General features: G+C 71.3%; 25 protein-coding genes. 17 read left to right on the top strand and 8 right to left on the bottom strand.

The window, feature by feature from the left end; translation table 11 throughout:
* Nucleotides 1-8: 8 nt before the first annotated feature.
* Both ACIBK3_RS02325 and ACIBK3_RS02320 read right to left on the bottom strand, forming a co-directional pair.
* A complete protein-coding gene (locus tag ACIBK3_RS02325; RefSeq protein ID WP_030939387.1) occupies nucleotides 9-290 on the bottom strand; it encodes an Lrp/AsnC ligand binding domain-containing protein in 282 nt (93 codons plus the stop codon).
* Nucleotides 287-1,030 (bottom strand): rhomboid family intramembrane serine protease, encoded by a 744-nt coding sequence (locus ACIBK3_RS02320; protein ID WP_399360991.1) that lies wholly within the window; start codon nucleotides 1,028-1,030, stop codon nucleotides 287-289. The genes ACIBK3_RS02325 and ACIBK3_RS02320 overlap by 4 nt, the downstream gene beginning before the upstream one ends.
* Before the next feature lie 186 nt (nucleotides 1,031-1,216).
* Between ACIBK3_RS02320 and ACIBK3_RS02315 the strand changes: the two genes are divergently transcribed.
* From ACIBK3_RS02315 to ACIBK3_RS02295, 5 genes are all read left to right on the top strand, one after another.
* A complete protein-coding gene (locus ACIBK3_RS02315) occupies nucleotides 1,217-1,456 on the top strand; it encodes a hypothetical protein (protein ID WP_399360989.1) in 240 nt (79 codons plus the stop codon).
* Nucleotides 1,457-1,489: 33 nt separating this feature from the next.
* Nucleotides 1,490-2,833 (top strand): NYN domain-containing protein, encoded by a 1,344-nt coding sequence (locus ACIBK3_RS02310; protein ID WP_399360987.1) that lies wholly within the window; start codon nucleotides 1,490-1,492, stop codon nucleotides 2,831-2,833.
* 209 nt (nucleotides 2,834-3,042) lie between these two features.
* Nucleotides 3,043-4,083, top strand: coding sequence for an NlpC/P60 family protein (locus ACIBK3_RS02305; RefSeq protein ID WP_399360985.1), 1,041 nt, complete (start codon nucleotides 3,043-3,045; stop codon nucleotides 4,081-4,083).
* 278 nt (nucleotides 4,084-4,361) lie between these two features.
* Nucleotides 4,362-5,384 (top strand): NlpC/P60 family protein, encoded by a 1,023-nt coding sequence (locus tag ACIBK3_RS02300; RefSeq protein WP_399360983.1) that lies wholly within the window; start codon nucleotides 4,362-4,364, stop codon nucleotides 5,382-5,384.
* A gap of 32 nt (nucleotides 5,385-5,416) precedes the next feature.
* Nucleotides 5,417-6,610 (top strand): hypothetical protein, encoded by a 1,194-nt coding sequence (locus ACIBK3_RS02295; protein WP_399360981.1) that lies wholly within the window; start codon nucleotides 5,417-5,419, stop codon nucleotides 6,608-6,610.
* 49 nt (nucleotides 6,611-6,659) lie between these two features.
* On the opposite strand, the gene ACIBK3_RS02290 is transcribed toward ACIBK3_RS02295, so the two are convergent.
* Nucleotides 6,660-7,895 (bottom strand): glycosyltransferase 87 family protein, encoded by a 1,236-nt coding sequence (locus ACIBK3_RS02290; protein WP_399360979.1) that lies wholly within the window; start codon nucleotides 7,893-7,895, stop codon nucleotides 6,660-6,662.
* 119 nt (nucleotides 7,896-8,014) lie between these two features.
* Here ACIBK3_RS02290 and ACIBK3_RS02285 point away from each other — a divergent pair, with 119 nt between their 5' ends.
* Entirely contained in the window at nucleotides 8,015-9,157 is a 1,143-nt protein-coding gene (locus ACIBK3_RS02285) for a glycosyltransferase family 4 protein (protein WP_399360977.1), read from the top strand.
* A gap of 127 nt (nucleotides 9,158-9,284) precedes the next feature.
* The gene (locus tag ACIBK3_RS02280) at nucleotides 9,285-10,871 is read left to right on the top strand and encodes a GMC oxidoreductase (RefSeq protein WP_399362070.1); all 1,587 of its coding nucleotides are present in this window, start codon (nucleotides 9,285-9,287) and stop codon (nucleotides 10,869-10,871) included.
* Nucleotides 10,872-10,890: 19 nt separating this feature from the next.
* Here the strand turns inward: ACIBK3_RS02280 and ACIBK3_RS02275 are convergent, their stop codons facing one another.
* Nucleotides 10,891-12,687, bottom strand: a complete 1,797-nt coding sequence (locus ACIBK3_RS02275) for an AMP-dependent synthetase/ligase (protein ID WP_399360975.1) — start codon at nucleotides 12,685-12,687, stop codon at nucleotides 10,891-10,893.
* 344 nt (nucleotides 12,688-13,031) lie between these two features.
* Between ACIBK3_RS02275 and ACIBK3_RS02270 the strand changes: the two genes are divergently transcribed.
* The 6 genes from ACIBK3_RS02270 (at nucleotide 13,032) to ACIBK3_RS02245 (ending at nucleotide 18,263) form a co-directional block, all read left to right on the top strand.
* Entirely contained in the window at nucleotides 13,032-13,829 is a 798-nt protein-coding gene (locus ACIBK3_RS02270) for a metallophosphoesterase (protein ID WP_399360973.1), read from the top strand.
* A 124-nt stretch (nucleotides 13,830-13,953) separates the two neighbouring features.
* Complete coding sequence (locus ACIBK3_RS02265) at nucleotides 13,954-14,397, top strand: SRPBCC family protein (protein ID WP_398656914.1); 444 nt, start codon at nucleotides 13,954-13,956, stop codon at nucleotides 14,395-14,397.
* 115 nt (nucleotides 14,398-14,512) lie between these two features.
* Nucleotides 14,513-15,682: an ArsA family ATPase gene (locus ACIBK3_RS02260; protein WP_399360970.1), complete on the top strand. Its 1,170-nt coding sequence runs from the start codon at nucleotides 14,513-14,515 to the stop codon at nucleotides 15,680-15,682.
* A gap of 57 nt (nucleotides 15,683-15,739) precedes the next feature.
* Nucleotides 15,740-16,228 carry a DUF5304 domain-containing protein gene (locus tag ACIBK3_RS02255; protein WP_399360968.1) on the top strand — a complete coding sequence of 163 codons (489 nt, stop codon included), beginning with the start codon at nucleotides 15,740-15,742 and terminating at the stop codon, nucleotides 16,226-16,228.
* A 147-nt stretch (nucleotides 16,229-16,375) separates the two neighbouring features.
* A complete protein-coding gene (locus ACIBK3_RS02250) occupies nucleotides 16,376-17,329 on the top strand; it encodes an ROK family glucokinase (RefSeq protein WP_399360966.1) in 954 nt (317 codons plus the stop codon).
* Between the two features lie 187 nt (nucleotides 17,330-17,516).
* Nucleotides 17,517-18,263 carry an endonuclease/exonuclease/phosphatase family protein gene (locus tag ACIBK3_RS02245; RefSeq protein WP_399360964.1) on the top strand — a complete coding sequence of 249 codons (747 nt, stop codon included), beginning with the start codon at nucleotides 17,517-17,519 and terminating at the stop codon, nucleotides 18,261-18,263.
* Between the two features lie 56 nt (nucleotides 18,264-18,319).
* Here the strand turns inward: ACIBK3_RS02245 and ACIBK3_RS02240 are convergent, their stop codons facing one another.
* Together ACIBK3_RS02240 and ACIBK3_RS02235 are read right to left on the bottom strand one after the other, a co-directional pair.
* Nucleotides 18,320-18,946, bottom strand: coding sequence for a hypothetical protein (locus tag ACIBK3_RS02240; RefSeq protein WP_399360962.1), 627 nt, complete (start codon nucleotides 18,944-18,946; stop codon nucleotides 18,320-18,322).
* The gene (locus ACIBK3_RS02235) at nucleotides 18,939-19,718 is read right to left on the bottom strand and encodes an alpha/beta hydrolase (protein WP_399362068.1); all 780 of its coding nucleotides are present in this window, start codon (nucleotides 19,716-19,718) and stop codon (nucleotides 18,939-18,941) included. The genes ACIBK3_RS02240 and ACIBK3_RS02235 overlap by 8 nt, the downstream gene beginning before the upstream one ends.
* 160 nt (nucleotides 19,719-19,878) lie before the next feature.
* Here ACIBK3_RS02235 and ACIBK3_RS02230 point away from each other — a divergent pair, with 160 nt between their 5' ends.
* The 4 genes from ACIBK3_RS02230 (at nucleotide 19,879) to ACIBK3_RS02215 (ending at nucleotide 23,760) form a co-directional block, all read left to right on the top strand.
* A complete protein-coding gene (locus tag ACIBK3_RS02230; RefSeq protein ID WP_399362066.1) occupies nucleotides 19,879-20,700 on the top strand; it encodes a lysophospholipid acyltransferase family protein in 822 nt (273 codons plus the stop codon).
* A gap of 27 nt (nucleotides 20,701-20,727) precedes the next feature.
* Nucleotides 20,728-21,954 (top strand): MacS family sensor histidine kinase, encoded by a 1,227-nt coding sequence (gene macS, locus ACIBK3_RS02225; protein ID WP_399360960.1) that lies wholly within the window; start codon nucleotides 20,728-20,730, stop codon nucleotides 21,952-21,954.
* On the top strand, nucleotides 21,951-22,643 hold the full coding sequence (locus ACIBK3_RS02220; protein ID WP_399360958.1) for a response regulator: 693 nt from the start codon (nucleotides 21,951-21,953) through the stop codon (nucleotides 22,641-22,643). Before macS ends, ACIBK3_RS02220 begins: the two co-directional genes overlap by 4 nt.
* Before the next feature lie 88 nt (nucleotides 22,644-22,731).
* Nucleotides 22,732-23,760, top strand: a complete 1,029-nt coding sequence (locus tag ACIBK3_RS02215; protein ID WP_399360956.1) for a 6-phosphofructokinase — start codon at nucleotides 22,732-22,734, stop codon at nucleotides 23,758-23,760.
* Nucleotides 23,761-23,826: 66 nt separating this feature from the next.
* Here the strand turns inward: ACIBK3_RS02215 and ACIBK3_RS02210 are convergent, their stop codons facing one another.
* Complete coding sequence (locus ACIBK3_RS02210) at nucleotides 23,827-25,707, bottom strand: anthranilate synthase family protein (protein ID WP_399360954.1); 1,881 nt, start codon at nucleotides 25,705-25,707, stop codon at nucleotides 23,827-23,829.
* 98 nt (nucleotides 25,708-25,805) lie between these two features.
* A complete protein-coding gene (locus tag ACIBK3_RS02205; protein ID WP_073723848.1) occupies nucleotides 25,806-25,862 on the bottom strand; it encodes a trp operon leader peptide in 57 nt (18 codons plus the stop codon).
* Nucleotides 25,863-25,906: the final 44 nt, after the last annotated feature.

The raw sequence follows: 25,906 nt of genomic DNA, 5'->3' as shown, positions 1-25,906 counted from the left end.
GGCGGTGTTCACGAGTCCAGCCCGATCGCGAACGCCGCCTCCAGGTCGTGCTGTGAGTACGTACGGAACGCCACGTGCGTGTCCGTCGCCTCCACGCCCGGGATCCTGCTGATCCGGCCGGGGATGATCTCCGCCAGGTCCTCGTGCCGCTTCACCCGGACCATCGCGATCAGGTCGTAGGTACCGGTGACGGAGAAGACCTCGCTGACGCTGTCCAGCGCGGCGATCGACTCGGCGATCTCGGGAATCCGGTCCACGCTGGTCTTGATGAGCACGATCGCGGTGATCACGGCTGGTTCTCTCCCTCGGGGGCCGGAGCTGGGGCGGTCCTCACTTTAGTCCCACGCCCGAAACGCACCCACGCGTAGCCGAAGCCCACCCCGAAGCCCACCAGGTGGGCCAGGTAGGCCACTCCCGGCCCCTGGGACGCCCGCCCGGCCGCCAGCCACTGCAGCGCCGCCCAGAACGGCAGCACCACCCACGCCGGGAAGCGCAGCGGCAGGAAGAAGAGGAACGGCAGAAGACTGGTCACCCGGGCCCCGGGGAACAGGTAGAGGAACGCGCCGAGGACCGCCGAGATCGCCCCGGACGCGCCCACCAGGGACTGCTCGGAGCCCGCGTTGGCGGCGGCGTACCCCAGCAGGGCGAGGTAGCCGCAGCCGGCGTAGAAGAGGGTGAACTGGACGCGGCCCATCCGTTCCTCGGTCATCACCCCGAAGACGTAGAGGAAGAGCATGTTGCCCAGCAGGTGCACCCAGCTCCCGTGGACGAAGAGGGCCGTGGCGGGAGTGAGCGCGGCGCGCGCCGAGCCCTCGAACAGTTCGGCCGGGACCACGCCCCAGCGGTGGAAATAGGCCCGCTGCGCAGTGAGCAGCGCCTCGCCGGAGCCGTACGCCGGATCGAGGCCCGAGGCGGGACCGATCAGGAAGATCAGGGAGCACAGGGCGATCAGCCCGTACGTCACCGGCGCCGGCGACCTCCGGACCGATCTGCTCGCCCTGCCGATCGTCTCGCTCCAGTTGCTGATCATGAACACAGAGCATGACGTAAGGGGACGCAGCGACACAGACCGCCTCGCCGCCGTGGACGGCCGAGCGGCGAGTCCTCGCCAGGCCGTAGGGTAACGAGCCATATGCGTCGCGGAGCCCTGGGCGTCCTCGACACTGGAAGTACCGGCACCAGCGGTACCGAGACCAGAAGGAAGCGAACAGTCACGATGACGGTTCCCCTGCCGACCGCCACGACGCGGTGGCGCTGCACCCTCTGCGGCAACCTCACCCGCTTCGATGTGACGCGCTCGTCGAAGGTCGTCGAGTACGTCCACCTCGACCTGGCCGGAGAGCCGAAGGTCGAGGAGCGCGAGGTGGTCAGTGAGACCATCGACTCGGTGCGCTGCCGCTGGTGCAATGCCGTGGACCAGGTGGAACTCGTGGACAGGCCGGGCGCCGGCTCCTGAGGGAGCGGGCCCCGCTGAGGCGATGGGGTGAGGATGGTGGAGACCACAGGCGGGGAGCCGGGCGACGGCGCCGCTGAGGTGCTCGACCGTCCGCTGCCCGACGGAGTGCGCCGCAGGGTGGTACAGATCGTCTCCGACGGTTTCGGCGGGCTGACCCTCGTCGAACTGCCCGCGCAGCTGCGGCAGTACGCCCGGTTCGCGCCGAACCGGCGGGCCAAGTTCGCCGGCAACGCGATGGCGGCCGCTCTGGAGACCGATCCGCTGTTCCGGCAGCGGATCGGCGAGAAGTTCAGAGAGGCCCAGCCGGAACTCTCCGGCGCCCTGGACTCCGGCTCGCCGCCCCCGGCCGCGGACCCGCTCGACGTGGCGGCCGCGGCCTACGTACTGCGGCCCACGGGCTGGGTGAAGCTGGTGACGGCGGCCGGCGAGGAGGCCCTGCGGGCCGACGCCGAGCGCGCCGACGAGGAGAGCCGGGCCGAACTGGAGCGGCTGCGCGAGGAACTCGACCGGGCCCGTGAGCAGACCCGCGGCGAGACCGAGCGGCTGCGCGGTGAGCTGGATTCGGCCAGGAAGGAAGCCGAGTCGCTGCATCGCAAGCTGCGCGCCGCCCTGAGTGACGTGAAGCGCGGCGAGGCGGCGCTGCGCAAGCTGCACGCCGAGATGGAGACCGTCCGCTCCGAGGGGCAGGCCCAGATCTCGGCCGCCGAGAGCGAGTCGCGGCGGCTGAAGGCGCGTCTCGGGGAGGTGGAGTCCTCCCTGGAGGCCACCCGCCGGGCGGCCCGCGAGGGACGCAGCGTCGAGGACATGCGCGTACGGCTGCTCCTGGACACCCTGCTCGACGCGACGCAAGGGCTGCGCCGGGAACTCGCGCTGCCGCCCGTCTCCGTACGGCCGGCCCAGACCGTGGACGCGGTCGAACCGGGACGAATGACCCCGAAGGACATCGCCACACGGGCGTTGTCCGAGAACGACCCCGCCATCCTCGACCAGTTGCTCGTGCTGCCCCAGGCCCATCTGGTCGTCGACGGCTACAACGTGACCAAGACCGGCTATCCTCAAATGCCGCTGGAGAAGCAGCGGTTGAGGCTCCTCGGGCAGCTCTCGCAGCTCGCCGCGCAGACCGGGGCCGAGGTGACGTGTGTCTTCGACGGGGCCGAGCTGGTCGCGCCGGTGCTGCTGGCGCCGCCGCGCGGAGTGCGGGTGCTGTTCTCGAAACCGGGCATCACCGCCGACGAGTTGATCCGCCAGTTGGTGCGCGCGGAGCCCCCGGGTCGTCCGGTGATCGTCGCGTCGACCGACCGAGAGGTCGCCGACGGGGTGGCCAGGGCGGGGGCGCGGCCGGTCGCTTCTGCGGTGCTTCTCAAGCGACTGTCCTGAAAACACCAACACAGAGGTTCAATGCCCGATTTGACTGAACTGTCGCGCAGCGCAGCGTCAAGCGGTCATCACCTCCTGTGACTTGAGTGCAAAGAATGCAGGGTGTGACGAGATTTTTCCTGTGAGGATTTGATCTGATCACAGGAAGGTCACTAAGGTCGCCTCGAACCTCCGAGCAGGTGATCACTTAAAAGAAGGAGTTCACCTCCGTGGCGTCCCACCGTCGACCCAAGCAGCCGAGCCGTACTCGTGTGACCGTGCTCACCACTGCCGCTGCTGCTGCTGTCGCCTTCAGCGCCAACGCCGCCAACGCGGCGCCGAGCGAGAAGCCGAGCATGGACGAGGTCAAGTCCAAGGTCGACAAGCTTTACGAGGACGCCGAGGCGGCCACCGAGAAGTACAACGGGGCCAAGGAGAAGCAGGAGAAGCTCCAGAAGGAGATCTCCACCATCCAGGACAACGTCGCCCGCGGCCAGGGCGAGCTCAACGAGCTGCGCGACTCCATGGGCCTGGCGGCCGCCGCCCAGTACCGCACCGGTTCCATCGACTCCTCCCTCCAGCTCTTCCTGTCGTCGAACCCGGACGACTACCTGGACAAGGCGTCCACCGCCGACCAGCTCAGCGCCCAGCAGGTCGAGGCGCTGAAGAAGATCCAGGAGAAGCAGCGCGAGCTCGCCCAGGAGCGCTCCGAGGCGTCCGAGAAGCTCAAGGACCTCGCCTCCACCCGCACCGAGCTGGGTAAGAAGAAGCAGCAGGTCCAGAGCAAGCTGGCCGAGGCGCGGAAGCTCCTCAACTCGCTGACGGCCGCTCAGAAGGCCCGCCTCGCCGCCGAGCAGAACCGCGCCAGCCGCGACGCGGCCCAGCGTGTGGACCTCGGCAACGTCCCCGCCGGCTCCGGTCGCGCCGCCGCCGCATTCCAGGCCGCCCAGAGCCAGCTCGGCAAGCCGTACTTCTACGGCGCCACCGGCACCGCCTCCTACGACTGCTCGGGCCTGACCTCCTGGGCCTACGCCCAGGCCGGCGTGGGCATCCCGCGCACCTCGGAGGCCCAGGCCACCATAGGAACGCGGATCTACTCCCAGAGTCAGCTCAAGGTCGGCGACCTGGTGTTCTTCTTCAACGACCTGCACCATGTCGGTCTCTATGCGGGCAACGGCCAGATCATCCACGCCCCGCGCACCGGCACGGTCGTCCGCTACGAGTCGATGGGCACGATCGGCGGCCCGTTCATGTTCGGCGTCCGCGTCTGACCCCGGTCGGTCAGGATCGCGGTCCAGGATCTCGGTCCCAGGATCGCAGCCCAGGATCACGGTCCGCCAGATCTCGGTCCGAGTCCAAGATCAGGACACCGTACCGCCCGAACGGGCGAATCACGACAAGCTGAGCTGAGCCCGCGCCCCGCCCGTGACCTGCGTCAGAGGCGGGGCGTCCCGTTTGCGCGCCCACGGAGGTCGTTGGTGAGGGCCCCTCCGCGGGGCTACTGTCTGCCGCGTTTCCTTGTCCGCCAGCGGAAGGAGTGCGGCTTCCCGTGGGGTCCCATCGCCGCCTTGCACCGTCCGGGTTCGACCGGGGCGCCAGTGCAGCGCTCTGTGTCATGTCAGCCGCGGCCGCGGCCCTCGGGGGCCTGCCGGCCACCTCGGCCGTCGCCGCACCGCACGAGGACACCCGTGCCGAGGTGGACCGTCTCTACGAGGAGGCCGAGAAAGCCACCGAGGCCTTCAACAAGGCCGACGAGCGCGCCGACTCGCTGCGCGAGGAGGTGAGCGGCGCCCAGAACCGGATCGCCCGGCAGCAGGAGCGCATCAACTCCATGCGGGACGCGCTCGGTTCGCTGGCCGGCGCCCAGTACCGCGCCGGTGGCCTCGACCCGTCCCTCGCGCTGCTGTTCTCCGACGACCCGGACGACTACCTCGACAAGGCCGCTGCCCTCGACCGGATCACCCTCCAGCAGGCCGGCGAGCTCAGGAACCTCCAGTCGGCCATGCGTGACCTCGCCCAGGAACGGTCCGCCACGGCCCGCACGCTCGGCGAGCTGGAGAAGAGCCGCAAGGCCGTCGCCTCCCACAAGCGGACCGTGGAGAAGAAACTCGCCAAGGCCCGGGCGCTGCTCAACTCCCTGCCCGCCGGCGAGCGGGCCGCCTACGACCGGGCCTCGCGTTCCGGCCGCGTCGGCCTGCCCGTCTTCGGGAGCGCCGCGGCGCCCTCGGCCCGGGCGGCGTCCGCCGTCGCCGCGGCCCGTTCCGCGCTCGGCAGGCCGTACATCTGGGGCGCCAACGGTCCCTCCGGCTTCGACTGTTCGGGCCTGATGCAGTGGTCGTACGCGCAGGCCGGCGTCTTTCTGCCGCGCACCTCGCAGGCGCAGCGCTTCGCCGGCCGGCAGGTCCCGCTCTCCCAGGCGCAGCCCGGTGATCTGGTCACCTACCGCAGCGACGCCAGCCATGTCGCGATGTACATGGGCAACGGTCAGGTGATCCACGCGCCCTACCCCGGGGCGCCGGTGCGCTACGACCCGGTGGACATGATCCCGGGCGCGACCGTGACGCGGGTCTGACCGCCGCCCGCGCCCCCCCGTACGATCGGAACGTGGCAGGTCGAGGGCGGGCGTCGGGGCACGGAGTCGTGGCGCTGTGCCTGTTGCTGCTCGTGGGATTGGTGGGCTGCGGCGGCAAGCCCGCCCCCGACAGCGCGCGGACGGACCTCCAACGGATCCTCGACCGGCGCGCGAGGGCGGTGCTCGACCGGGACCGGGCGGCGTTCGTCCGGACCGGTGCCCTGAGCTGGTTCGAGAACCTCAGTGCGGTCCCGCTCGCCTCCTGGTCCTACCGCGTGACCGCCGTGCACCGCACCGGCGACACCGCCACCGCCGACGCTCAGCTCAGCTACCGCGTCCAGGGCTACGACCGGGCCCCCGTCGCCGTCGGCCGCACCCTGACGCTTTCCCGGGACGCGGGCGGCCGGTGGTACGTGGACGCCGAGCAGCCTGCCAGGAAGTCCCCCCAGCAGCTGTGGGACCAGGGCGAGGTGATCGTCGTCCGCGGAACGCACAGCATGGTCCTCGGTGTCGGGCAGAGCGGTGAGGCACTGCACTCCTACGCGGACCTGGCGGACCGTGCCGTGCCCGCCGTGTCGGACGCGTGGGGCACCGACTGGTCCCGGCACGTCGTGGTCCTGGTACCGGAGTCCTTGGCGGGCATGGCGGGACTGCTCGGCTCACCCGCCTCCGCGTACCGGGGGATCGCCGCCGTCACCACCGGCGAGACCGGCGCCCCGGCGCGGGCGCCCGCGGACCGGATCATCGTCAACCCCGACGCGTACGGCGTCCTCGGTGCGCTCGGCAAACAGGTCGTGCTCACCCACGAGACCACCCATGTCGCCACCCGCGCCCACACCACCCCGGCGACCCCGCTGTGGCTGTCGGAGGGATACGCGGACTGGGCCGGCTATCGCGGCAGCGGCCGTACGCCCGCGCAGGCCGCGCCGGAGCTGCAGGAGGCCGTGCACGCGGGCAGCACACCGGCCGCGCTGCCGACCGACCAGGACTTCGGCTTCAGCGGGGACGCGACCGAGCTGGCGAGGGCGTACGAGGGCGGCTGGATGGCCTGCCGGATGATCGCCGAGCGGTGGGGCGAGGTCCGCCTGGACGAGTTCTACCGGACCGTGGGCACGCACCAGAAGCGGGCGGGAGCGGTCGAGGACGCCATGAAGAAGGTCCTCGACACGACACCGGAGGAGTTCACCGCGCGGTGGCGGGACTATCTGGTGGCTCAGTTGGGCTGAGCCCGCGGTACGGGGCGGTGCCGGTGCTCTTCTGACGGACGGTCCGGGTTCAGGAGGAGGCCGGGGCCTCCTGGGCGTGGGCGGCCTGACCCGGCACGTGGGCCGGCTCCGGCCTCGGGACCGTCTCGCGCCACAGGACGCGGGCGGCGGCGACGCAGGCGAGGACCAGCAGGCCGTTGCGGACGGTGAGGAGGGTGACGCCGAGCGGGTCGCTCGCCACGACGTGCGCGAACCAGAGCGGGAACTCCAGGACCGTCAGGAAGCACGCCGCCAGCACCAGGGCCGCCGGGACCGCCATCCGGCTCGCCCGGAAGCCCAGGCAGACCGCCGCGAGGCCGACCAGCCACACCATGTACTGCGGGCTGATCACCCGGCTGGTGGTGGTGAACATCAGCACCGCCACGAAGGCCGCGTCGGCCATGGTGTGCGCCTCGAACCGGGTCGCCAGCAGCCGCCACAGCAGCAGCCAGCCGAAGGCCATGCCGGTCAGTGCGAGCGCGGCCGTGCTGACGATGTTCACCCACGGGCCGAGGAACTCGACCGAGCCGTAGTTCAGCAGCACCTCACCGGGCCAGCCGTGGTGCCGGGCCACATGGAAGACGAGGGAGCCGAGCGACTCCACCTCGGTGCCCCGGTCGCGCTGGAAGGTCACGAAGGCGAAGGCGCCGGGCATGGTGACGGCGAACGCCGCGGCCAGCCCGGAGACGGTCACCGCCGCCGCGGCCCAACTGCCGCGCGCGCGGGCGCCCAGGAGCAGCATCGCCGGCCACACCTTCAGCATCGCCCCGAAGCCCGCGAGGGCGCCCATCAGCCGGGGGTGCCGGGAGCCCGCGAGCAGGGCGGCGACCGCGACCGCGACGACCATCACGTCGTAGCGGGCGTACACGGTCGGCCCGAGCAGCGGGACGCCCGCCACCCACACCCACGCGCCGCGCAGCCGCCGGCCGGGGCGCAGGCCCGCGTACACCAGCAGGGCGAGGACGGCCAGGTCGGCGAGGAAGGCCAGGACGAAGAACGCGGAGGCGTAGTCCAGGCCGGGCAGCAGCGCGGGGGAAAGTATCGCGAGGGCGGCGGCGGGCGGGTACTGCCAGGTGACGTCGTCCAGCGGGAAGGTGCCGGTGCGCAGCACGTCGTACCAGCCCTGGTAGATGACCGACACGTCGCTGGTGACGTCCGGGCCGGGGAAGACGTACACCTTGAACACGAAGAGCAACAGCAGCAGCCTGGTCACGCCCCAGGTGAGCAGCAGGCACGTCAGTGACCGCCTCGCGCCCGTCGTCTCCACCGGATCCCCTGCCGTTCGATTCCCGTTCTGCGGGAACATGATGTCCCGCCCTGTGGTGAGCGTGCCACACACGCGGCCGACGGCCGCCGTGAGCAGGTGGTTCGGTAGGGTCTGCGGCGATGCACAAGACTCTCGTCGTCACGAACGACTTCCCGCCCCGGCCGGGGGGGATCCAGGCGTTCCTGCACAACATGGCGCTGCGGCTCGACCCCGAGCGGCTGGTCGTCTACGCCTCCACCTGGAAGCGCTCCCGGGAGGGGATCGAGGCCACGGCCGCGTTCGACGCCGAGCAGCCCTTCACCGTCGTACGGGACTCCACGACCATGCTGCTGCCGACGCCCGGAGCGACCCGGAGGGCCGTCGGGCTGCTGCGGGAGCACGGCTGCGCGTCAGTGTGGTTCGGGGCGGCGGCACCGCTCGCTCTGATGGCGCCGGCCCTCAGGAAGGCGGGTGCCGAGCGGCTGGTGGCCACCACCCACGGGCACGAGGCCGGATGGGCCCAGTTGCCCGCCGCCCGGCAACTGCTCCGGCAGATCGGTCAGTCCACGGACACGATCACCTACCTCGGCGAGTACACGCGCTCGCGGATCGCGACGGCGCTGACGCCTTCGGCCGTGTCCCGGATGGTGCAGCTGCCGCCGGGGGTGGACGAGAAGACCTTCCACCCGGGTTCGGGAGGCGACGAGATCCGGGCGCGGCTCGGGCTGACCGACCGGCCGGTGGTGGTGTGCGTGTCCCGGCTGGTGCCGCGCAAGGGGCAGGACACGCTGATCCGTGCCATGCCCCGGATCCTGGCCGCCGAGCCGGACGCCGTGCTGCTGATCGTGGGGGGCGGGCCCTACGAGAAGGACCTGCGCAAGCTGGCGTACGAGAGGGGGGTCGCCGGGTCCGTGCGCTTCACCGGTCCGGTGCCCTGGTCCGAGCTGCCCGCGCACTACGGCGCCGGGGACGTGTTCGCGATGCCGTGCCGGACCCGGCGGGGCGGGCTCGACGTCGAGGGGCTCGGGATCGTGTACCTGGAGGCCTCCGCGACCGGGCTGCCCGTCGTCGCCGGCGACTCCGGCGGCGCCCCGGACGCGGTGCTCGACGGGGAGACCGGCTGGGTGGTGCGCGGGGGGTCCGTGGAGCAGGCCGCCGAACGGATCCTCGTACTCCTCGGGGACGCCGGGCTGCGGCGCCGGATGGGGGAGCGGGGGCGGGCGTGGGTCGAGGAGAAGTGGCGGTGGGACCTGCTGGCCGAGAAGCTCAAGGAGCTTCTGTGAACGGCGGCTTGAAAGGTCCGTGCCAATCCCTGCCGTACCTCTAGGCGGAACCGGATAGTCCGCACATGCTGCGCACATGACAGCAAAACTGATGCAGCGTCAGCTGACGAGACGTCAAATCCTGGGCATGGTCGCTCTGCAGAGCGCCGCCACCCTCGGCTTCACCAGAGTCGGCCTCCAGTCGGCCCGCGCCGCCGAGCCCGACGCGGTCGAATCCGCCCCCGCCATCGTCATCGGCTCCGGCTACGGCGCGGCCGTCGCCGCCCTCCGCCTCGGCCAGGCCGGCATCCGCACCCTCGTCCTCGAAATGGGCCGGCTGTGGAACACACCCGGCTCCGACGGCAAGGTGTTCTGTTCCACCGCCGCCCCGGACCAGCGGTCCATGTGGTTCCGCACCCGCACCGAGGCCCCGCTGGCCAGCTTCCTGTGGCTGGACCTCGTCAACAGGGACATCACCCCGTATCCCGGCGTCCTCGACCGCGTGCACTACGACGCCATGTCCGTGTACGTCGGCCGTGGCGTCGGCGGCGGTTCGCTGGTCAACGGCGGGATGGCGGTGACCCCGCTCCAGTCGTACTTCGCCGAGCAGTTCCCGACCGTCGACACCGCGGAGATGTACGGCACCTACTTCCCGCGCGCCCGCTCCATGCTCGGCGTCAACTCGATCGACCCGGCCTGGTTCGAGTCGACCGAGTGGTACCAGTTCACCCGTACCTCCCGGAAGGCCGCCGACCAGGCCGGTTTGAAGACGACGTTCGTGCCGAACGTCTACGACTTCGGCCACATGCAGCGCGAGGCGGCCGGCACGGCGACCAAGTCGGCGCTGGGACAGGAGGTCATCTACGGCAACAACGCCGGCAAGCGCAGCCTCGACAAGACGTACCTCGCCTCCGCGCTCGGCACCGGGAACGTCACCATCCACACCCTGGAGAAGGTGCGCGCGATCAGCAGGGCCGCCGACGGGACGTACGTCCTGACCGCCGACCGCATCGACCTCACCGGCAAGGTCGTCGAGACCAAGCAGTACGGCTGCACGTACCTCTTCCTCGGCGGCGGCAGCATCGGCACCACCGAACTCCTCGTCCGCGCCCGGGAGACGGGCACCCTGCCCGCCCTGAACGCGAGCGTCGGCAGCGGCTGGGGAACCAACGGCAACGTGATGCTCGGCCGGGCCAACCACGTGTGGGACACGGTCGGCGCCAACCAGTCGACCATGCCCGTCATGGGCATCGACGACTGGGCCAACGCCTCGAATCCCGTCTTCGCGGAGATCGCCCCGCTGCCCATCGGTCTGGAGCACTGGGTCAGCCTCTATCTGGCGATCACAAAGAACCCGCAGCGGGCGTCCTTCACCTACGACTCCGGCAGCGACGGGGTCAAGCTCGGCTGGACGGCGGCCCACAGCGCGGTCTCGGTGAACATGGCCAAGAAGCTGTTCGACCGGATCAACTCGGCCAACTCGACGATCTACCGGTACGACCTGTTCGGCTCGTCCAGCAAGGTGTTCGCCGACGACTTCTGCTACCACCCGCTGGGTGGCTGCGTGCTGGGCAAGGCGACCGACAACTACGGCCGGGTGAAGGGGTATTCGAAGCTGTACGTCACCGACGGCTCGCTGGTGCCCGGATCGATCGGGGTGAACCCGTTCGTGACGATCACCGCGCTCGCCGAACGCACCATGGCGCGGGTCCTCGCCGAGGACACCGCGCCATGACACACCGTCAGGAGACGGGCTACTTCTGGTAGATGGCCTCGATCTCGGCCGCGTAGTCCTTCGCCACCACGTTGCGCTTGAGCTTCAGGGACGGCGTGAGGTGGCCCGAGTCCTCCGTGAACTGGGAGGAGAGAATGCGGAACTTCCGCACCGATTCCGCCTTCGACACCGCGGCGTTGCCGTCGTCGATCGCGGCCTGGATCGCCGCGTTCAGGTCCGCGTCATCACGCAGCGACGCCGCGGTGGAACCCGCCGGCTTGCCGTGCTCGGCCGCCCAGCGGCCCAGGAACTCCTCGTCGACGGTGATCAGCGCACCCACGAACGGCCGCCCGTCGCCCACCACCATGCACTCCGCGACCAGCGCGTGCGCCCGGATCCGGTCCTCGATCACGGCCGGGGCCACGTTCTTGCCGCCCGCCGTGACGATGATCTCCTTCTTGCGGCCGGTGATCCTCAGGTAGCCGTCCTCGTCGAGGGTGCCGATGTCACCGGTGTGGAACCAGCCGTCGGCCAGCGCCTCCGCGGTCGCGGCCTCGTTGTTCCAGTACCCCGTGAACAGGTGCTCGCCGTGCAGCAGCACCTCGCCGTCGTCCGCGATCCGGATCACCGAGCCGGGCAGCGGCTGGCCGACCGTGCCGATCTTCTGCCGGTCCCACGGGTTGAACGCCGTCGCGGCACAGGACTCGGTCAGGCCGTAGCCCTCCAGGACCGTGAAGCCGATACCGCGGAAGAAGTGCCCCAGTCGCTCGCCCAGCGGGGCGCCGCCGGAGATGGCGTACTCGCCCCTGCCGCCGAGCACCGCGCGCAGCTTGCTGTAGACGAGCTTGTCGAACGTCCGGTGCTTGATCTTCAGGCCGAGCGACGGGCCCGACGGGGTGTCCAGCGCCCTGCTGTACGCGATCGCGGTGTCCGCGGCCTTGTCGAAGATCTTGCCCTTGCCGTCCGCCTGCGCCTTGGCCCGCGCCGAGTTGTAGACCTTCTCGAAGACGCGCGGCACGCCCAGGATCAGCGTCGGCCGGAACGAGGCCAGCTCGTTGGTGAGGTCCTTGATGTCCGGCACCGTGCCCAGCTTGATCGGCGCCATCATCGGAGCGATCTGCACGAGCCGGCCGAAGACGTGCGCGAGCGGCAGGAAGAGAAGAACGGAGCACTCGCCGGTGCGGAACAGCGGCCGCAGTCGCTCCACGATGTTCCCGCACTCGGCGAAGAAGCTGCGGTGGGTGAGCACGCAGCCCTTGGGCCGGCCGGTGGTGCCGGAGGTGTACACGATGGTCGCCGGGTCGTCGGCCTTGGCGAGCGAACTGCGCTCCTCCACGGCCTCGTCGGTGACGTCCTGCCCCAGACGCCCCAGTTCCTCCAGGCCGCCGGCCTCGATCTGCCAGATGTGCTTGAGGGCGGGCAGGTTGTCGCGCACCGAGTCGACGGCCGCCGCGTGGTTGTCCAGTTCGACCACGCAGGCGGTGGCACCCGAGTCGGAGAGGATCCACTGGACCTGCTCCGGCGAACTGGTCTCGTACACCGGTACGGTGATCGCGCCCGCGCTCCAGATCGCGAAGTCCAGCAGCGTCCACTCGTAGCGGGTACGGGACATCAGGCCGACCCGGTCGCCGGGCTGCACGCCGGAGGCGATGAGCCCCTTCGCGGCGGTGTGCACCTCCGCGAGGAAGGCGGTGGCCGTCACGTCCTGCCACCGGTCGCCCACCTTGCGGGCGATGACGGCGACATCCGGGTGCTGCGCGGCGTTTCTACGGACGATGTCGGTGAGATTGCCGTCCGCAGGGACCTCGTACAAAGCCGGAAGGCTGAACTCGCGCAAGACTGCTGCTCCTCATAGGGCGCCGGCGCCACGACGGTGTTGTGCGACGGTGCGGTCCAAGGCTCGGGCAGGTGCTCAAGGGCCTCACCCCGGGCCTTGGGGACCCTGTGGCCGGCATCCTGAGCACGACTGGACCGACCGGACGTTACCCGCCGGTATTGCTTCTTCGACAGGGGGCCCGGCGAGATGTTCGCCGCGTCACACAGATTGGTGTTCACGGATGGGTGTTCACACGGATCGGTGTTTCTTCGCGCACAGTAGTCCACGCACTAACTGACTGGCCAGTAACCGGGCGCCGGACCGCCACTGTTCACGTATGCCGCACACGCTTACCCTTGATCGACATGGCACCCACACCGCCCGGTAACGACAGGACGCGCGTCCATGTGGTGAGCGACGTCCACGGAAACGCCCGCGACCTGGCCAGAGCCGGCGACGGCGCGGACGCCCTGATCTGTCTGGGCGACCTGGTCCTCTTCCTCGACTACGCCGACCACTCGCGCGGGATCTTCCCCGACCTCTTCGGCGTCGATAACGCCCACCGCATCGTCGAACTGCGCACCGCCCGGCGTTTCGAGGAGGCGCGCGAGTTCGGGGCCCGGCTGTGGGCGGGCGTCGGCGGGGACCGGGCGGCGGTGATCGAGCAGGCGGTACGCAAGCAGTACGCCGAGCTCTTCGCCGCGTTCCCGAACCCGACGTACGCCACCTACGGCAATGTCGACATGCCTCCTTTGTGGTCGCAGTACGCCGGCCCCGGCACGACGGTGCTCGACGGGCAGCGGGTGGAGATCGGCGGCTGGGTCTTCGGCTTCGTCGGCGGCGGCCTGCGCACGCCCATGAGCACGCCGTACGAGGTCAGCGACGAGGAGTACGCCGCGAAGATCGAGGCGGTCGGCGAGGTCGACGTGCTGTGCACGCACATCCCGCCGGAGGTACCGGAACTGGTCTACGACACCGTGGCCCGCCGTTTCGAACGGGGCAGCCGGGCGCTGCTGGACGCGATCCGGCGTACGCGGCCCCGGTACGCGCTGTTCGGCCACGTCCACCAGCCGTTGGCGCGGCGGATGCGGATCGGGGCGACCGAATGCGTGAACGTGGGTCACTTCGCCGGGACCGGGAAGCCGTGGGCGCTGGAGTGGTGAGCGCTTTCCGGCGAACGGGGCGGACGGGGTGAAGTCGGCCGGTCGCCTGCGCGGTAGCCTTCACGCTGCACAGACGTGCGCACCACGACCTCAGTACCGGCCCGTATCTGGAGGAGCCACGGCGATGGCGGAACACACCAGCTCGAGCATCACGATCGAGGCGCCACCGGCCGACGTCATGGCGGTGATCGCCGACTTCGCCCGCTACCCGGACTGGACCGGAGAGGTGAAGGAGGCGGAGGTTCTCAAGACGGACGCGCAGGGCCGCGCCGAGCAGGTCCGTCTGGTCATGGACGCCGGCGCGATCAAGGACGACCAGACCCTCGGCTACACCTGGACCGGCGACCACGAGGTCTCCTGGACCCTGGTCAAGTCCCAGATGCTGCGGTCCCTCGACGGTTCCTACCTCCTGAAGCCGGCCGGCGCGGGGGCGACCGAGGTCACCTACCGCCTCACCGTCGACGTCAAGATCCCCATGCTCGGCATGATCAAGCGCAAGGCCGAGAAGGTCATCATCGACCGGGCCCTGGCGGGGCTGAAGAAGCGGGTGGAGTCGGGGGAGAAGTAGGGCGGGAGCGGGGGGAGAGGCAGGACAGGAGCAGGGGTCCAGGCAGGCGTCGACCGCTGTGCCGGGTCTCTGGTGGTGCGCGCACCTGCGCCCGCCTCCGTTACGGTTCACCCCCATGCGCACCATCCTGATCACGGGCCCCGGCGGCAGCGGCCGTACCACCGTCGCCGCCGCCACCGCCCTCGCCGCCGCCCGCGAGGGCACCCGCACGCTCCTCCTCGGTGCGGACCGCAATGACACCCTCGGCGCGGCCCTGGGTACGGCGACGGGTCCGGCCCCGCGGCAGGTCGCGCCGCACCTCACGGCCTGGCGCCCGGACGCCGTCGAACGCTTCCGCGAGGACCTCACCGCCTTCCAGACCCGCGCCGCCACCGCCCTCGACCTGCTCGGCGCCTCCCGCCTGGACCCCGAGGAGGTCACCCCCCTCCCTGGCGCCGAGGAACTCTCCCTGCTCCGCGCCCTGCGCGACGCCGCCCTCGCCGAGGCCCACGACCTCGTGGTCGTCGACCTCCCGCCCACCCCGCAGGCGCTCGCCCTGCTCGCGCTCCCCGAGGAACTCCGCCGCTACCTGCGCCGGCTGCTCCCGCCCGAGCGGCAGGCGGCCCGCGCCCTGCGCCCCGTCCTCGGCCGGCTGGCCGGAGTGCCGATGCCCGCGGAATGGCTGTACGAGACCGCCGCCCGCTGGGACCTCGACCTCGCGGCCGTCGAGGCGGTCCTCGCCGACCGCGACACCGTCGTACGGCTGGTCGCCGAACCCGGCCCGGCCGGCGCCGACGCCGTCCGCGGCGCCGGCCTCGCCCTGGCCCTGCGCGGCCTGCGCCCGGACGTGCTGGTGGCCAACCGCGTCCTGCCCGAGGCCGCGCGGGACACCTGGCCGGTCGGTCTGATCGCCCAGCAGCGCAAGACGCTCGACGAGTGGCGGGCGTCGTACGACGTGCGGACCGTCGCCCACCTCGGCGGCGACCCGCGCGGCACCGACGACCTCGCCGCGCTCGCCGTCCCCGGGGTCAACCGCACGACCTCCACCGTCGAGTGGACGGTGGCCGACCGGCTCGCCGAGGACGGGGTGCTGGTCTGGCACATCCCGCTGCCCGGCGCCATACGCGACGAGCTGGACCTGATCCGGCGCGGCGACGAACTCCTCGTCAGCGTGGGCCGGTTCCGCAGGATCGTGCCGCTGCCGTCCGCGCTGCGCCGCTGCACCGTCGCCGGGGCCGCCCTGCGCGACGACGAGCTGCGCGTCCGGTTCGCGCCGGACCCGGATCTCTGGCCGCGGACCCGGTGAACCCGCTACGGCCGTTCGGGTAACGTCGTAACGAGGAACCGTAGTCAGGAGTCCGTCATGAGCGAAGAGCTCCCCCCGCCCGAGGCGGACGGGCGTGAGGCCGTGGACGAGGTACGGGCGACCGACGCCGACGCCTGGGCGACGGCCTGTGCCGAGGACCTCGCGGCGGAGAAGGCCCGCCGCCGCACCCAGTACGGCCCGCCTCCGGGGTCGGCCGCCGAGGAACTGCGCAAGCTCGTGGACACGGTCGCGGACAAGCTGTCCGGCTTCCAGTCCCCGCTGCTCGGGGCGGTCGCCGGACCGGCCGCCCAGCAGGTGGTGAAGCAGGTCGTCCAGCAGGCCAAGGCCGCCGTCGAACCCGTGATAGAGCGCAACCCCGACCTCTTCGATCATCTGGCGAACGCGGGGAGCGAACTCCTGGCCGCGTACCGGTCGGCCGTGCAGGCCCAGGAGCGACGCTGGACGACCCGGGAGAGCGACCTGGACGGCCGCCGGGACGACCGCGGCGACGAGTCCGGCCCGGGCGAACGCATCGACCTCGACTGACGCCGACCGACGCCGCACCGCATCCCTTCAGCCGCCGAAGTTCCCGAGCCGGGTCCTGCCCTGCCCGCCGACTGGACGACGGAACCCGACCGGTAGGGCCTCGGGTACCGTGGGCCGTAGCGGGGCTCGACCGAAACTGAGGGATTCATGGGACTCACCATCGGCGTCGACATCGGCGGCACGAAGATCGCGGCCGGCGTGGTCGATGAGGAAGGCAACATCCTTTCGACCCACAAGGTGCCGACCCCGGGCACGGCCGAGGGCATCGTGGACGCCATCGCCTCCGCGGTGGACGGCGCGCGCGCCGGGCACGAGATCGTCGGCGTGGGCATCGGTGCCGCCGGCTACGTCAACCGCCAGCGCTCCACCGTCTACTTCGCGCCGAACATCGACTGGCGCCAGGAACCGCTGAAGGAGAAGGTCGAGGCCCGCGTCGGCCTCCCGGTGGTCGTCGAGAACGACGCCAACGCGGCCGCGTGGGGCGAGTACAAGTTCGGTGCCGGCAAGGGCCACCGCAACGTCATCTGCATCACCCTCGGCACCGGCCTGGGCGGCGGCATCATCATCGGCAACAAGCTGCGCCGCGGACACTTCGGCGTGGCCGCCGAGTTCGGCCACATCCGGATGGTCCCGGACGGCCTGCTGTGCGGCTGCGGCTCGCAGGGCTGCTGGGAGCAGTACGCCTCCGGCCGCGCCCTCGTCCGGTACGCCAAGCAGCGCGCCAACGCGACCCCGGAGAACGCGGAGATCCTCCTGGGCCTGGGTGACGGCACCCCCGACGGCATCGAGGGCAAGCACATCTCCATGGCCGCCCGCCAGGGCGACCCGGTCGCCGTCGACTCCTACCGCGAGCTCGCCCGCTGGGCCGGCGCCGGCCTCGCCGACCTCGCCTCCCTCTTCGACCCGTCCGCCTTCATCGTCGGCGGCGGCCTCTCGGACGAGGGCGAACTGGTCCTGGACCCGATCCGCAAGTCCTACAAGCGCTGGCTGGTCGGCGGCAACTGGCGCCCGGTCGCCGACGTCATCGCGGCCCAGCTGGGCAACAAGGCGGGCCTGGTGGGCGCGGCGGACCTGGCGAGAGAGCCCGACCCGATCATGTGACGTCACCTTCTCGAGACGCGGCAACCGTGCCTGCTCAGGGGCGCGGGGCTGTATCACCACGCGGCTCTTCCCCACTCTCGGCTTCGCTCGAGCGGGGGGACATCCATCGTGGGCGCGACAAGCCACAACGCACCGCCAGTCGCGCACCAGCCTCGCGCCCCGAGCTCTTGGGCGTAAATTGATCCACATGGCGCCGCTCCCAGAGTCCCGCACAGACCCCGACGGTTCAGCCCTCATCCGCGTGCTGACCTACAACATCCGCTCCATGCGCGACGACACAGACGCCCTCGCCCGCGTCATCACGGGGTGCGACCCCGACGTCGTCCTCATCCAAGAGGCCCCCCGCTTCTTCCGCTGGCGCAAGAAACTCGCCCGCCTGGCCCGTGCGGCGAACCTCGTGATCCTCACCGGCGGCGGCACCGCCGCCGGCCCGGCGATCCTCTGCTCGCTCCGGGCCACCGTCGAGCGCACCGAGGACGTTCTGCTGCCCCTCACCCCCGGCGAGCACCGACGCGGCTTCGCCACCGCGGTCGTACGGTTCGGGGGCGCCCGCGTCGGCGTGCTGAGCTGTCACCTCTCGCTCCGGGAGGACGAGCGGTACGAGCAGAGCGGCATGCTCCTCGACCGCCTGGCCGGCCTGGGCGTGGACCACGCGATCGCGGGCGGCGACCTCAACGAAGCCCCCGGCGGCCGCACCTTCGACCGCCTCGCCGAGGGTCTCCAGGACTGCCGGGCCACCGCCCCCTGGGGCGGCGAACACACCTGGACCCGCACCACCCCCCACCGCCGCATCGACGCGATCTTCGCGACGAAGGGCATCGAGGTGCTCGGCTGCGGAGTCCCGTCGGCGCTCCCCGGGGTGACCGAGGCCGACCTGCTCAGAGCGACGGATCACCTGCCCGTTCTGGCCGCGCTGCGGGTGCCCGCGGCCTGAACCGCATCCGCCGCCGGACAGCATGATCCGGCGCGTCCGGCGCCCGGTTTACGGCGTCAGACGACCGCTCCCCGCCCGGGATCCCCGTCGTCCTCGTCGTCCGACCGCATCCGCATGACCAGCGTGGCGAAGCCGCCCAGGAAGCCGCCGATGGCGACCGTGGTCAGCCACCAGGTCATCTCCCAGCCCAGCAGGACCGCCAGCAGGAGCAGGACGGGGCCGCCCAGCACCCCCAGCCAGGCGAACTTGGCGGTGGTGTCGGCGGCGGGCAGCGGCGGCGGCTCCGGGGGGACGAAGTGCCCCTCGTCGTCCTCGTCGAAGTCCTCTTCGGCCGGTTCCGGCGTGCCGTAGTCCCGCGGGCCGAGCCCGGGCGCGAAGGAGACGGAACCGCCGAGCGGCTTCGCGGGCTTGTCCTGCCCGGACTCCCGGGGCTCCTTGGTGGCCTGCTTGGTGTCCCCGGCCTCCTGGGGACCGGTCTCCTGGGAACCCCCGTCGTTCGTCTCGGTCTCCAGCAGCGCCAGATCCTCGACCGCCTTGAAGGGCTTGGCGCCCGGCGGGTCCGGCGGCTCGTCGCCGTATCCGGCGACGATGGCCGCCCATGCCGCGTCCTCGTCGAACGGGACGTTCTGCTCTTCCGGCTCGCGGTCCTCGCGCTCCTCGCGATCGGAGTCGTGCTCAGCCACGGGCGGCCGTCCCTTCCTTGCCGATGCTGGGGGCGAGCCGGGCGATGAACGCGTAGCTCTCCGCGCAGATCCGGTCTGCCTCATGGTCCAACGTCGCGACGTGGTAGCTCTGTTCCAGCACGACCTCAGTTACGTCCGTGGACGAGACCCGACTCAGGACGCGGGCGGAGTCGACCGGCGGCACCACATGGTCCTGGGCGCTGCGCAGGACCAGCAGCGGCTGGGTGACCTGCGGCAGCTCACCGTCGACCAGGCGGAAGAAGGTGCGCAGGGAGTGCGCCGCGCGCAACGGCACCCGGTCGTACCCCAGCTCGGTGCTGCCTTCCTTGGCGATGTCGCTGGCGATGCCCTTCGTCGTCCGGACGACGTGGTGGACCACCGGAAGCGCGTACGCGGCCAGGCCGTGCATCCGGTTCGCCGGGTTGACGACCACGACACCGCTGATCGCCTCCCCGTGCTTGGCGGCCAGCCGCAGCGCGAGGGTGCCGCCCATCGACAGGCCGGCCACGAACACCTGCGTGCACCGCTCGCGCAGGGCCCGCAGTTCGCGGTCCACCTCGGCATACCAGTCCTGCCAGCCGGTGAGCTGCATGTCCTCCCAGCGGGTGCCGTGGCCGGGCAGCAGAGGCAGTGAGACGGTCAGATCGCGCTCGGCCAGATACTCCGCCCAGGGGCGCAGTGACTGGGGCGAACCGGTGAAGCCGTGACAGAGGAGGACACCCGCTTCCCCGCCCTCGTGGCGGAACGGCTCGGCTCCAGGCAGCACCGGCACCTTCGGTCTCCTGTTCATGAGAAGGACGTGAACGAGTCCAGGTGTGCTTCACGGTACGCGACCGCACTGACACCGACCAGGGCCGTCGGTCTCTTCGAGAGGGCTCCGGGTTAAGGTCTCATCGACGGACACAGGAGGCACTCGGGTGTTGTACGGCACGATGAAGGTCGCCATCGGAGGGCCGCTGAAGGTCGCCTTCAGGCCCTGGGTGGAGGGAATGGAGCACATTCCGGCCGAGGGCCCCGCCATCCTGGCGAGCAATCACCTGTCGTTCTCCGACTCGTTCTTCCTGCCCGCGGTCCTGGACCGCAAGGTCACGTTCATCGCGAAGGCGGAGTACTTCACCACGCCCGGTGTGAAGGGCCGGCTGACGGCCGCGTTCTTCAAGGGGGTGGGCCAGCTCCCGGTGGACCGCTCCGGCGCGCGCGGCGCGGGCGAGGCGGCCATCAAGAGCGGCCTGGAAGTGCTGGAGCGCGGTGAGTTGTTCGGCATCTATCCGGAGGGCACGCGTTCGCCCGACGGCCGCCTGTACCGGGGCAAGCCCGGCGGCCTCGCGCGTCTGGCGCTGGCCGGCGGCGCCCCGGTCATCCCGGTCGCCATGATCGACACGGAGAAGATCCAGCCGCCCGGCCAGGTGATGCCGAAGCTGATGCGGCCGGGCATCCGGATCGGCAAGCCCCTGGACTTCAGCCGCTACCAGGGCATGGAGCACGACCGGTTCGTCCTGCGCGCCCTGACCGACGAGGTCATGTACGAGATCATGAAGCTCTCCGGCCAGGAGTACGTCGACATGTACGCGACCGCCGCCAAGCGGCAGATCGCGGAGGCGGCGAAGGCCGGGAAGGAAGCGGAGAAGGCGGCGAAGGCCGCGGCGGCGCAGACGGAGAAGGAACAAGCCGGGGCGGCGCAGGCGGAGCGGGAACAGGCCGAGCGGGAACAGGCCGAGCGGGAACAGGGCGAGAAGGAGCGGTCCGGGCCCTAGGGTGGGGACGGACCTGGGGGTGGGGAGTTGGCCAAGCGCGAGCGGGTCATGCGTATGTCGGTCGAGCTGCCGCTGTGGCGTGCGCTGACCGCGTACCGGGTGCTCACGATGCTGTACGCGGTCGGCCTGTTCGCCACCGCCTACGACGAGTACTCCCGCCCCGGTGTGGCCATCGCCTACTACGTCGTGCTTTTCGTGTGGACCCTGGCCACTCTCCCCCGGGTCGCGAACGCGGTGGCCTGCACCAAGCGCTTCCTCGCCGCCGACCTCACGATCGCGATCAGCGGCATCCTGCTCACCCGCGTCGCCGACGACGCCGCGCGGATCGTCGAGGGCGGTCCGACGCTGCCGTCGATATGGACCGCCGGTTCCGTGCTGGCCTTCGCGCTCAAGGGCGGCTGGCGCTGGGCGGCCGGCGCCTCCACCGCGGTCGCCCTCGCCAACCTGGCCGAGCGCGGCGCCCCGGCCCGGGACACCGTCCACAACGTGATCCTGGTCTGGGTCGCCGCCATCGCCATCGGGTACGTCGTCGAGGTCGCCCGCGCCTCCGAGCGCACCCTCGCCCGCGCCCTGGAGATCGAGGCGACGACCCGGGAGCGGGAGCGGTTGGCCCGGGACATCCACGACGGCGTGCTCCAGGTGCTGGCGATGGTGCAGCGGCGCGGCGCGGTCCTCGGCGGCGAGGCGGCCGAGCTGGGCCGGATGGCAGGCGAGCAGGAGGTCGCCCTGCGCACCCTGGTCTCCGGCGGCCTGGTCCCGGTCTCCCGGGTCTCGGAGGACGAGGCCGAGGGAGCCGTCGTGCGGGCCGTCGAGGAACCTGACGACGTCACCGGCCCGGTCGACCTGCGGTCCCTGCTCGCCCCGTACGCCGCCGCGAGGGTCAGCCTCGCCGAGCCAGGCGCCCCCGTGCCGCTGCCCCCGGCCGCGGCGAGGGAGCTGGCCGCCGCGGTCGGCGCCGCCCTGGACAACGTACGCAAGCACGCGGGCGATCAGGCGCGCGCCTGGATTCTCGTCGAGGACGAGCCCGACGAGGTGATCGTGACCGTCCGGGACGACGGGCCGGGTATTCCCGAGGGCCGCCTCGCGCAGGCCGAGGGTGAGGGCCGGCTCGGGGTCGCCCTGTCGATCCGGGGCCGGTTGCGGGAACTCGGCGGCAGCGCCGACCTGATCTCGGTGCCCGGGCAGGGCACGGAGGTCGAACTGAAAGTGCCGAAGCAGACGCGGTCCTCACGGGGGAAGGCGGAGGGACGATGACGGACAGCTACGCGATGCGGCAGGGCCCGATCAAGGTCATGGTGGTCGACGACCATCCCATGTGGCGCGACGCGGTCGCCCGTGATCTGGGCGCTTCGGGCTTCGACGTGGTCGCCACCGCCGGCGACGGCGACCAGGCCGTACGCCGGGCCAAGGCCGCCGCGCCGGACGTGCTCGTGCTCGACCTGAACCTGCCCGCGAAGCCCGGCGTCCAGGTCTGCAAGGAACTCGTCGCCGCCAACCCGGCGTTGCGGGTACTGGTGCTGTCCGCGAGCGGGGAGCACGCCGATGTGCTGGAGGCCGTGAAGTCGGGCGCCACCGGCTATCTGCTGAAGTCGGCGTCCACGGAGGAACTGCTCGACGCGGTCCGCCGTACGGCCGTCGGGGACCCGGTCTTCACGCCCGGCCTGGCCGGCCTGGTCCTCGGCGAGTACCGGCGGCTGGCGTCCGATCCCGGCCCCGCCGCCCCGGACGCCGACCAGCCCAGGGCCCCGCAGCTCACCGAGCGGGAGACCGAGGTGCTGCGTCTGGTCGCCAAGGGCCTGAGCTACAAGCAGATCGCCGAACGCCTGGTCATCTCCCACCGCACGGTCCAGAACCACGTCCAGAACACCCTCGGCAAGCTCCAGTTGCACAACAGGGTCGAGCTGGTGCGGTACGCCATAGAGCGCGGACTCGACGACGAGTGACAAATTGACCGTCCCGCCCATGCCGAAGTGACCTGCGTCACCATTAGCGTGGCCATGAGCAGGCAACCTCTGGCGAAGGGACACATCCATGCGCGTCGGAGTACTGACCGGAGGCGGCGACTGCCCCGGGCTCAACGCTGTCATCCGGGGCATCGTCCGCAAGGGCGTACAGGAGTACGGCTATGACTTCGTCGGCTTCCGGGACGGCTGGCGAGGACCCCTCGAGAACTACACCGTGCGCCTGGACATCCCCGCGGTGCGTGGCATCCTGCCCCGCGGCGGCACCATCCTCGGCTCCTCGCGCACCAACCCGCTCAAGCAGGAGGACGGCATCCGCCGGATCCAGGAGAACCTCGCCGAGCAGGAGGTCGAGGCGCTGATCGTGATCGGCGGCGAGGACACCCTGGGCGTGGCCGCCGAGCTGTCCGACCACCACGGCGTGCCCTGCGTCGGCGTGCCCAAGACGATCGACAACGACCTGTCCGCCACCGACTACACCTTCGGCTTCGACACCGCCGTCAACATCGCCACGGAGGCCATCGACCGGCTGCACACCACCGCCGAGTCGCACATGCGGGTCCTGGTCTGCGAGGTGATGGGCCGGCACGCGGGCTGGATCGCCCTCCACTCCGGGCTGGCCGGCGGGGCCAACGTCATCCTCATCCCCGAGCAGCGCTTCGACGTCGAGCAGGTGTGCGCCTGGGTGACCTCCCGGTTCCGGGCGTCGTACGCACCCATCGTGGTCGTCGCCGAGGGCGCGATGCCCAAGGACGGCGACATGGTCCTCAAGGACGGCTCGCAGGACTCGTTCGGGCATGTCCGGCTGTCCGGTGTCGGCGAGTGGCTGGCCAAGGAGATCGAGCGGCGCACCGGCAAGGAGGCCCGCACCACGGTCCTCGGGCACGTCCAGCGCGGCGGCACCCCCAGCGCCTTCGACCGCTGGCTCGCCACCCGCTTCGGTCTGCACGCCATCGACGCCGTCCGGGACGGCGACTTCGGCCAGATGGTCGCCCTGCGCGGCACGGACATCGTCCGCGTCCCGATCGCGGAGGCCACGGCCCAGCTGAAGACGGTCGATCCGAGGCTGTACGAGGAGGTCGGGGTGTTCTTCGGCTGACCCCCGGCGGCGTGAGCTTGTGGGCCGTACGCCGTACATAGCGGCCCACAAGCCTCCACCACTCGACTACAAGGCCGGCCGCCCCTCCGAGACCGTGCCGGTGCCCCGCAGCTGACCGACCAGGTCCCGCACGATCACCGCGCCGTCCAGCGTGAGCACCGACTCCGGATGGAACTGCACGCCCGCGAACCCCGGCCCGCGCAGGGCGTGCACCTCGCCGCAGTCGCTGCGGCTCACCTCCACACCGTGCGCGGCCAGCTCCGCTGCGGCCTCGTCGTCGCAGCGCGCCACGAAGCTGTTGTAGAAGCCGACGGTCTCGCTCCGCCCGAACAGATCGATCTCCGTCTGCGCGCCCTGGTACGGCACTTCCTTCCGTACGATCTCCAGGCCCAGCTCCGCCGCGAGCAGCTCGTGTCCGAGGCAGACGCCGAGGACGCCGTGCCGGTTGTCCCGGACCACCTCGGCGGTCAGCGCCCGCAGCGACCGCATCTTGGGATCGGCGGTGTCGCACGGGTCGCCGGGGCCGGGACCGAGGACGACCGGCCCCTCGTGCGCGCGGACCGCGTCCCGCAGACCGGGGTCGTCGTACCGGCGGACGGTGACGGTGAGCCCCGAGGAGCGCAGGACGTGCGCGAGCATCGCCGTGAAGGTGTCCTCCCCGTCGACGACCAGGGCGTGCCCGGCCAGTTCGTCGGACCGCTCCTGCATCCGCAGCCAAAACGGGGCCAGCGAGGCCCGGCGCCCGTCGAGCGCGGCCCGTACCCGTGGATCGTCGGCCAGCCGGGGCCGTACGGACTCCGCGCGCGGCCGTGCCGCACGTACCCCCAGGGCGGCCAGCACCCCCGCCGCCTTCGCGTGGGTCTCCGCTACCTCGCCCGCGGGGTCGGATCCGCGCACCAGTGTCGCCCCGACCGGTACCCGCAACCGTCCGTCGGCGCCGATGTCGGCGGTACGGATGAGGATGGGGGAGTCCAGGGTCTGGGCACCGCCCGAGTCCCGCCCGATCAGCGCCAGCGCGCCGGCGTAGTAGCCGCGCCCGCCGGCCTCGTGCCGCTCGATGACCCGGCAGGCGTTCTGCACGGGCGAGCCGGTGACCGTGGCGGCGAACATGGTCTCCTTCAGGACCTCCCGCACGTCCAGCGAGGACCTGCCGCGCAGCTCGTACTCGGTGTGCGCGAGGTGCGCCATCTCCTTGAGCCGGGGTCCGACCACGACCCCGCCCATGTCGCCGACCGTGCACATCATCTTGAGCTCCTCGTCGACGACCATCGACAGTTCCTCGATCTCCTTGCCGTCGGCGAGGAAGCCGAGCAGGTGCTCGGGGGTCGGCCCCTCGGCGGGATAGCGGTACGTCCCGCTGATCGGGTTCATGACGACGGTCCCGCCGGACATCCGGACGTGCACCTCGGGGCTCGCGCCGACCAGCGTGCGGTCCCCGGTGTGCACCACGAACGTCCAGTACGCGCCCCGCTCGCCTTCGAGGAGCCGCCGGAACAGGGCGAGGGCGTCGGCCCTGGAGAATCCCGGGATCCTGCCCTCGTACGTCCGCCGGATCACGAAGTTCGCGCCCTCGCCCCGCCCGATCTCCTCCCGCAGCACCCGCCCGACGATCTCGGCGTACTCCTCGTCGTCCACGTCGAAGCCGCCGTCCCGGACCCGTACGTCGTGGGCGGGCAGCTGGGCGAGGGTGTCCTGGAGAGACAGGGCGTACGTCTCCTCGGGCGTCAGCACCGCGAGCGGTGTCCCGTCGTCGCGGACGTCGAAGCCACGTTCGCGGATCTGCCGGAACGGGACGAGCGCGAGACCCTCGTCGGGGAGGTCGGCCAGCCGGTCGTGCGTGGTGACGGGGCCGATCAGCAGTTCGACCGTGTTCTCGTCGTGCCCGGGGGCGCGGCGCCGCAGCAGGGCGAACGGGCGGGGATCGTGCAGCAGGTCACGCAGGTTCATCGGTCGTGTTCCTTCTGTGAAGGAGAGACGACCCCGGAGCCGGAAAACACCGAAGGCCGCCCCTCGGGCGGCCTTCGCGAAGTCTTGCGTACGCGCAGTCAGTGGGCCGCCGGATGAGCGGTCCACCACCAGGTCTGGGTCGAATGCGCGAACATGCGACGCACCTTACCCCACGCGCACCTGAGCGGGAGCGCGTCTC

The sequence above is a fragment of the Streptomyces sp. NPDC050287 genome, assembly GCF_044459385.1.
In the GTDB taxonomy this organism is placed as follows: Bacteria; Actinomycetota; Actinomycetes; order Streptomycetales; family Streptomycetaceae; genus Streptomyces.
Note: the sequence above shows the minus strand (reverse complement) of the source record. Positions and strands in the feature narration are given on the sequence as shown.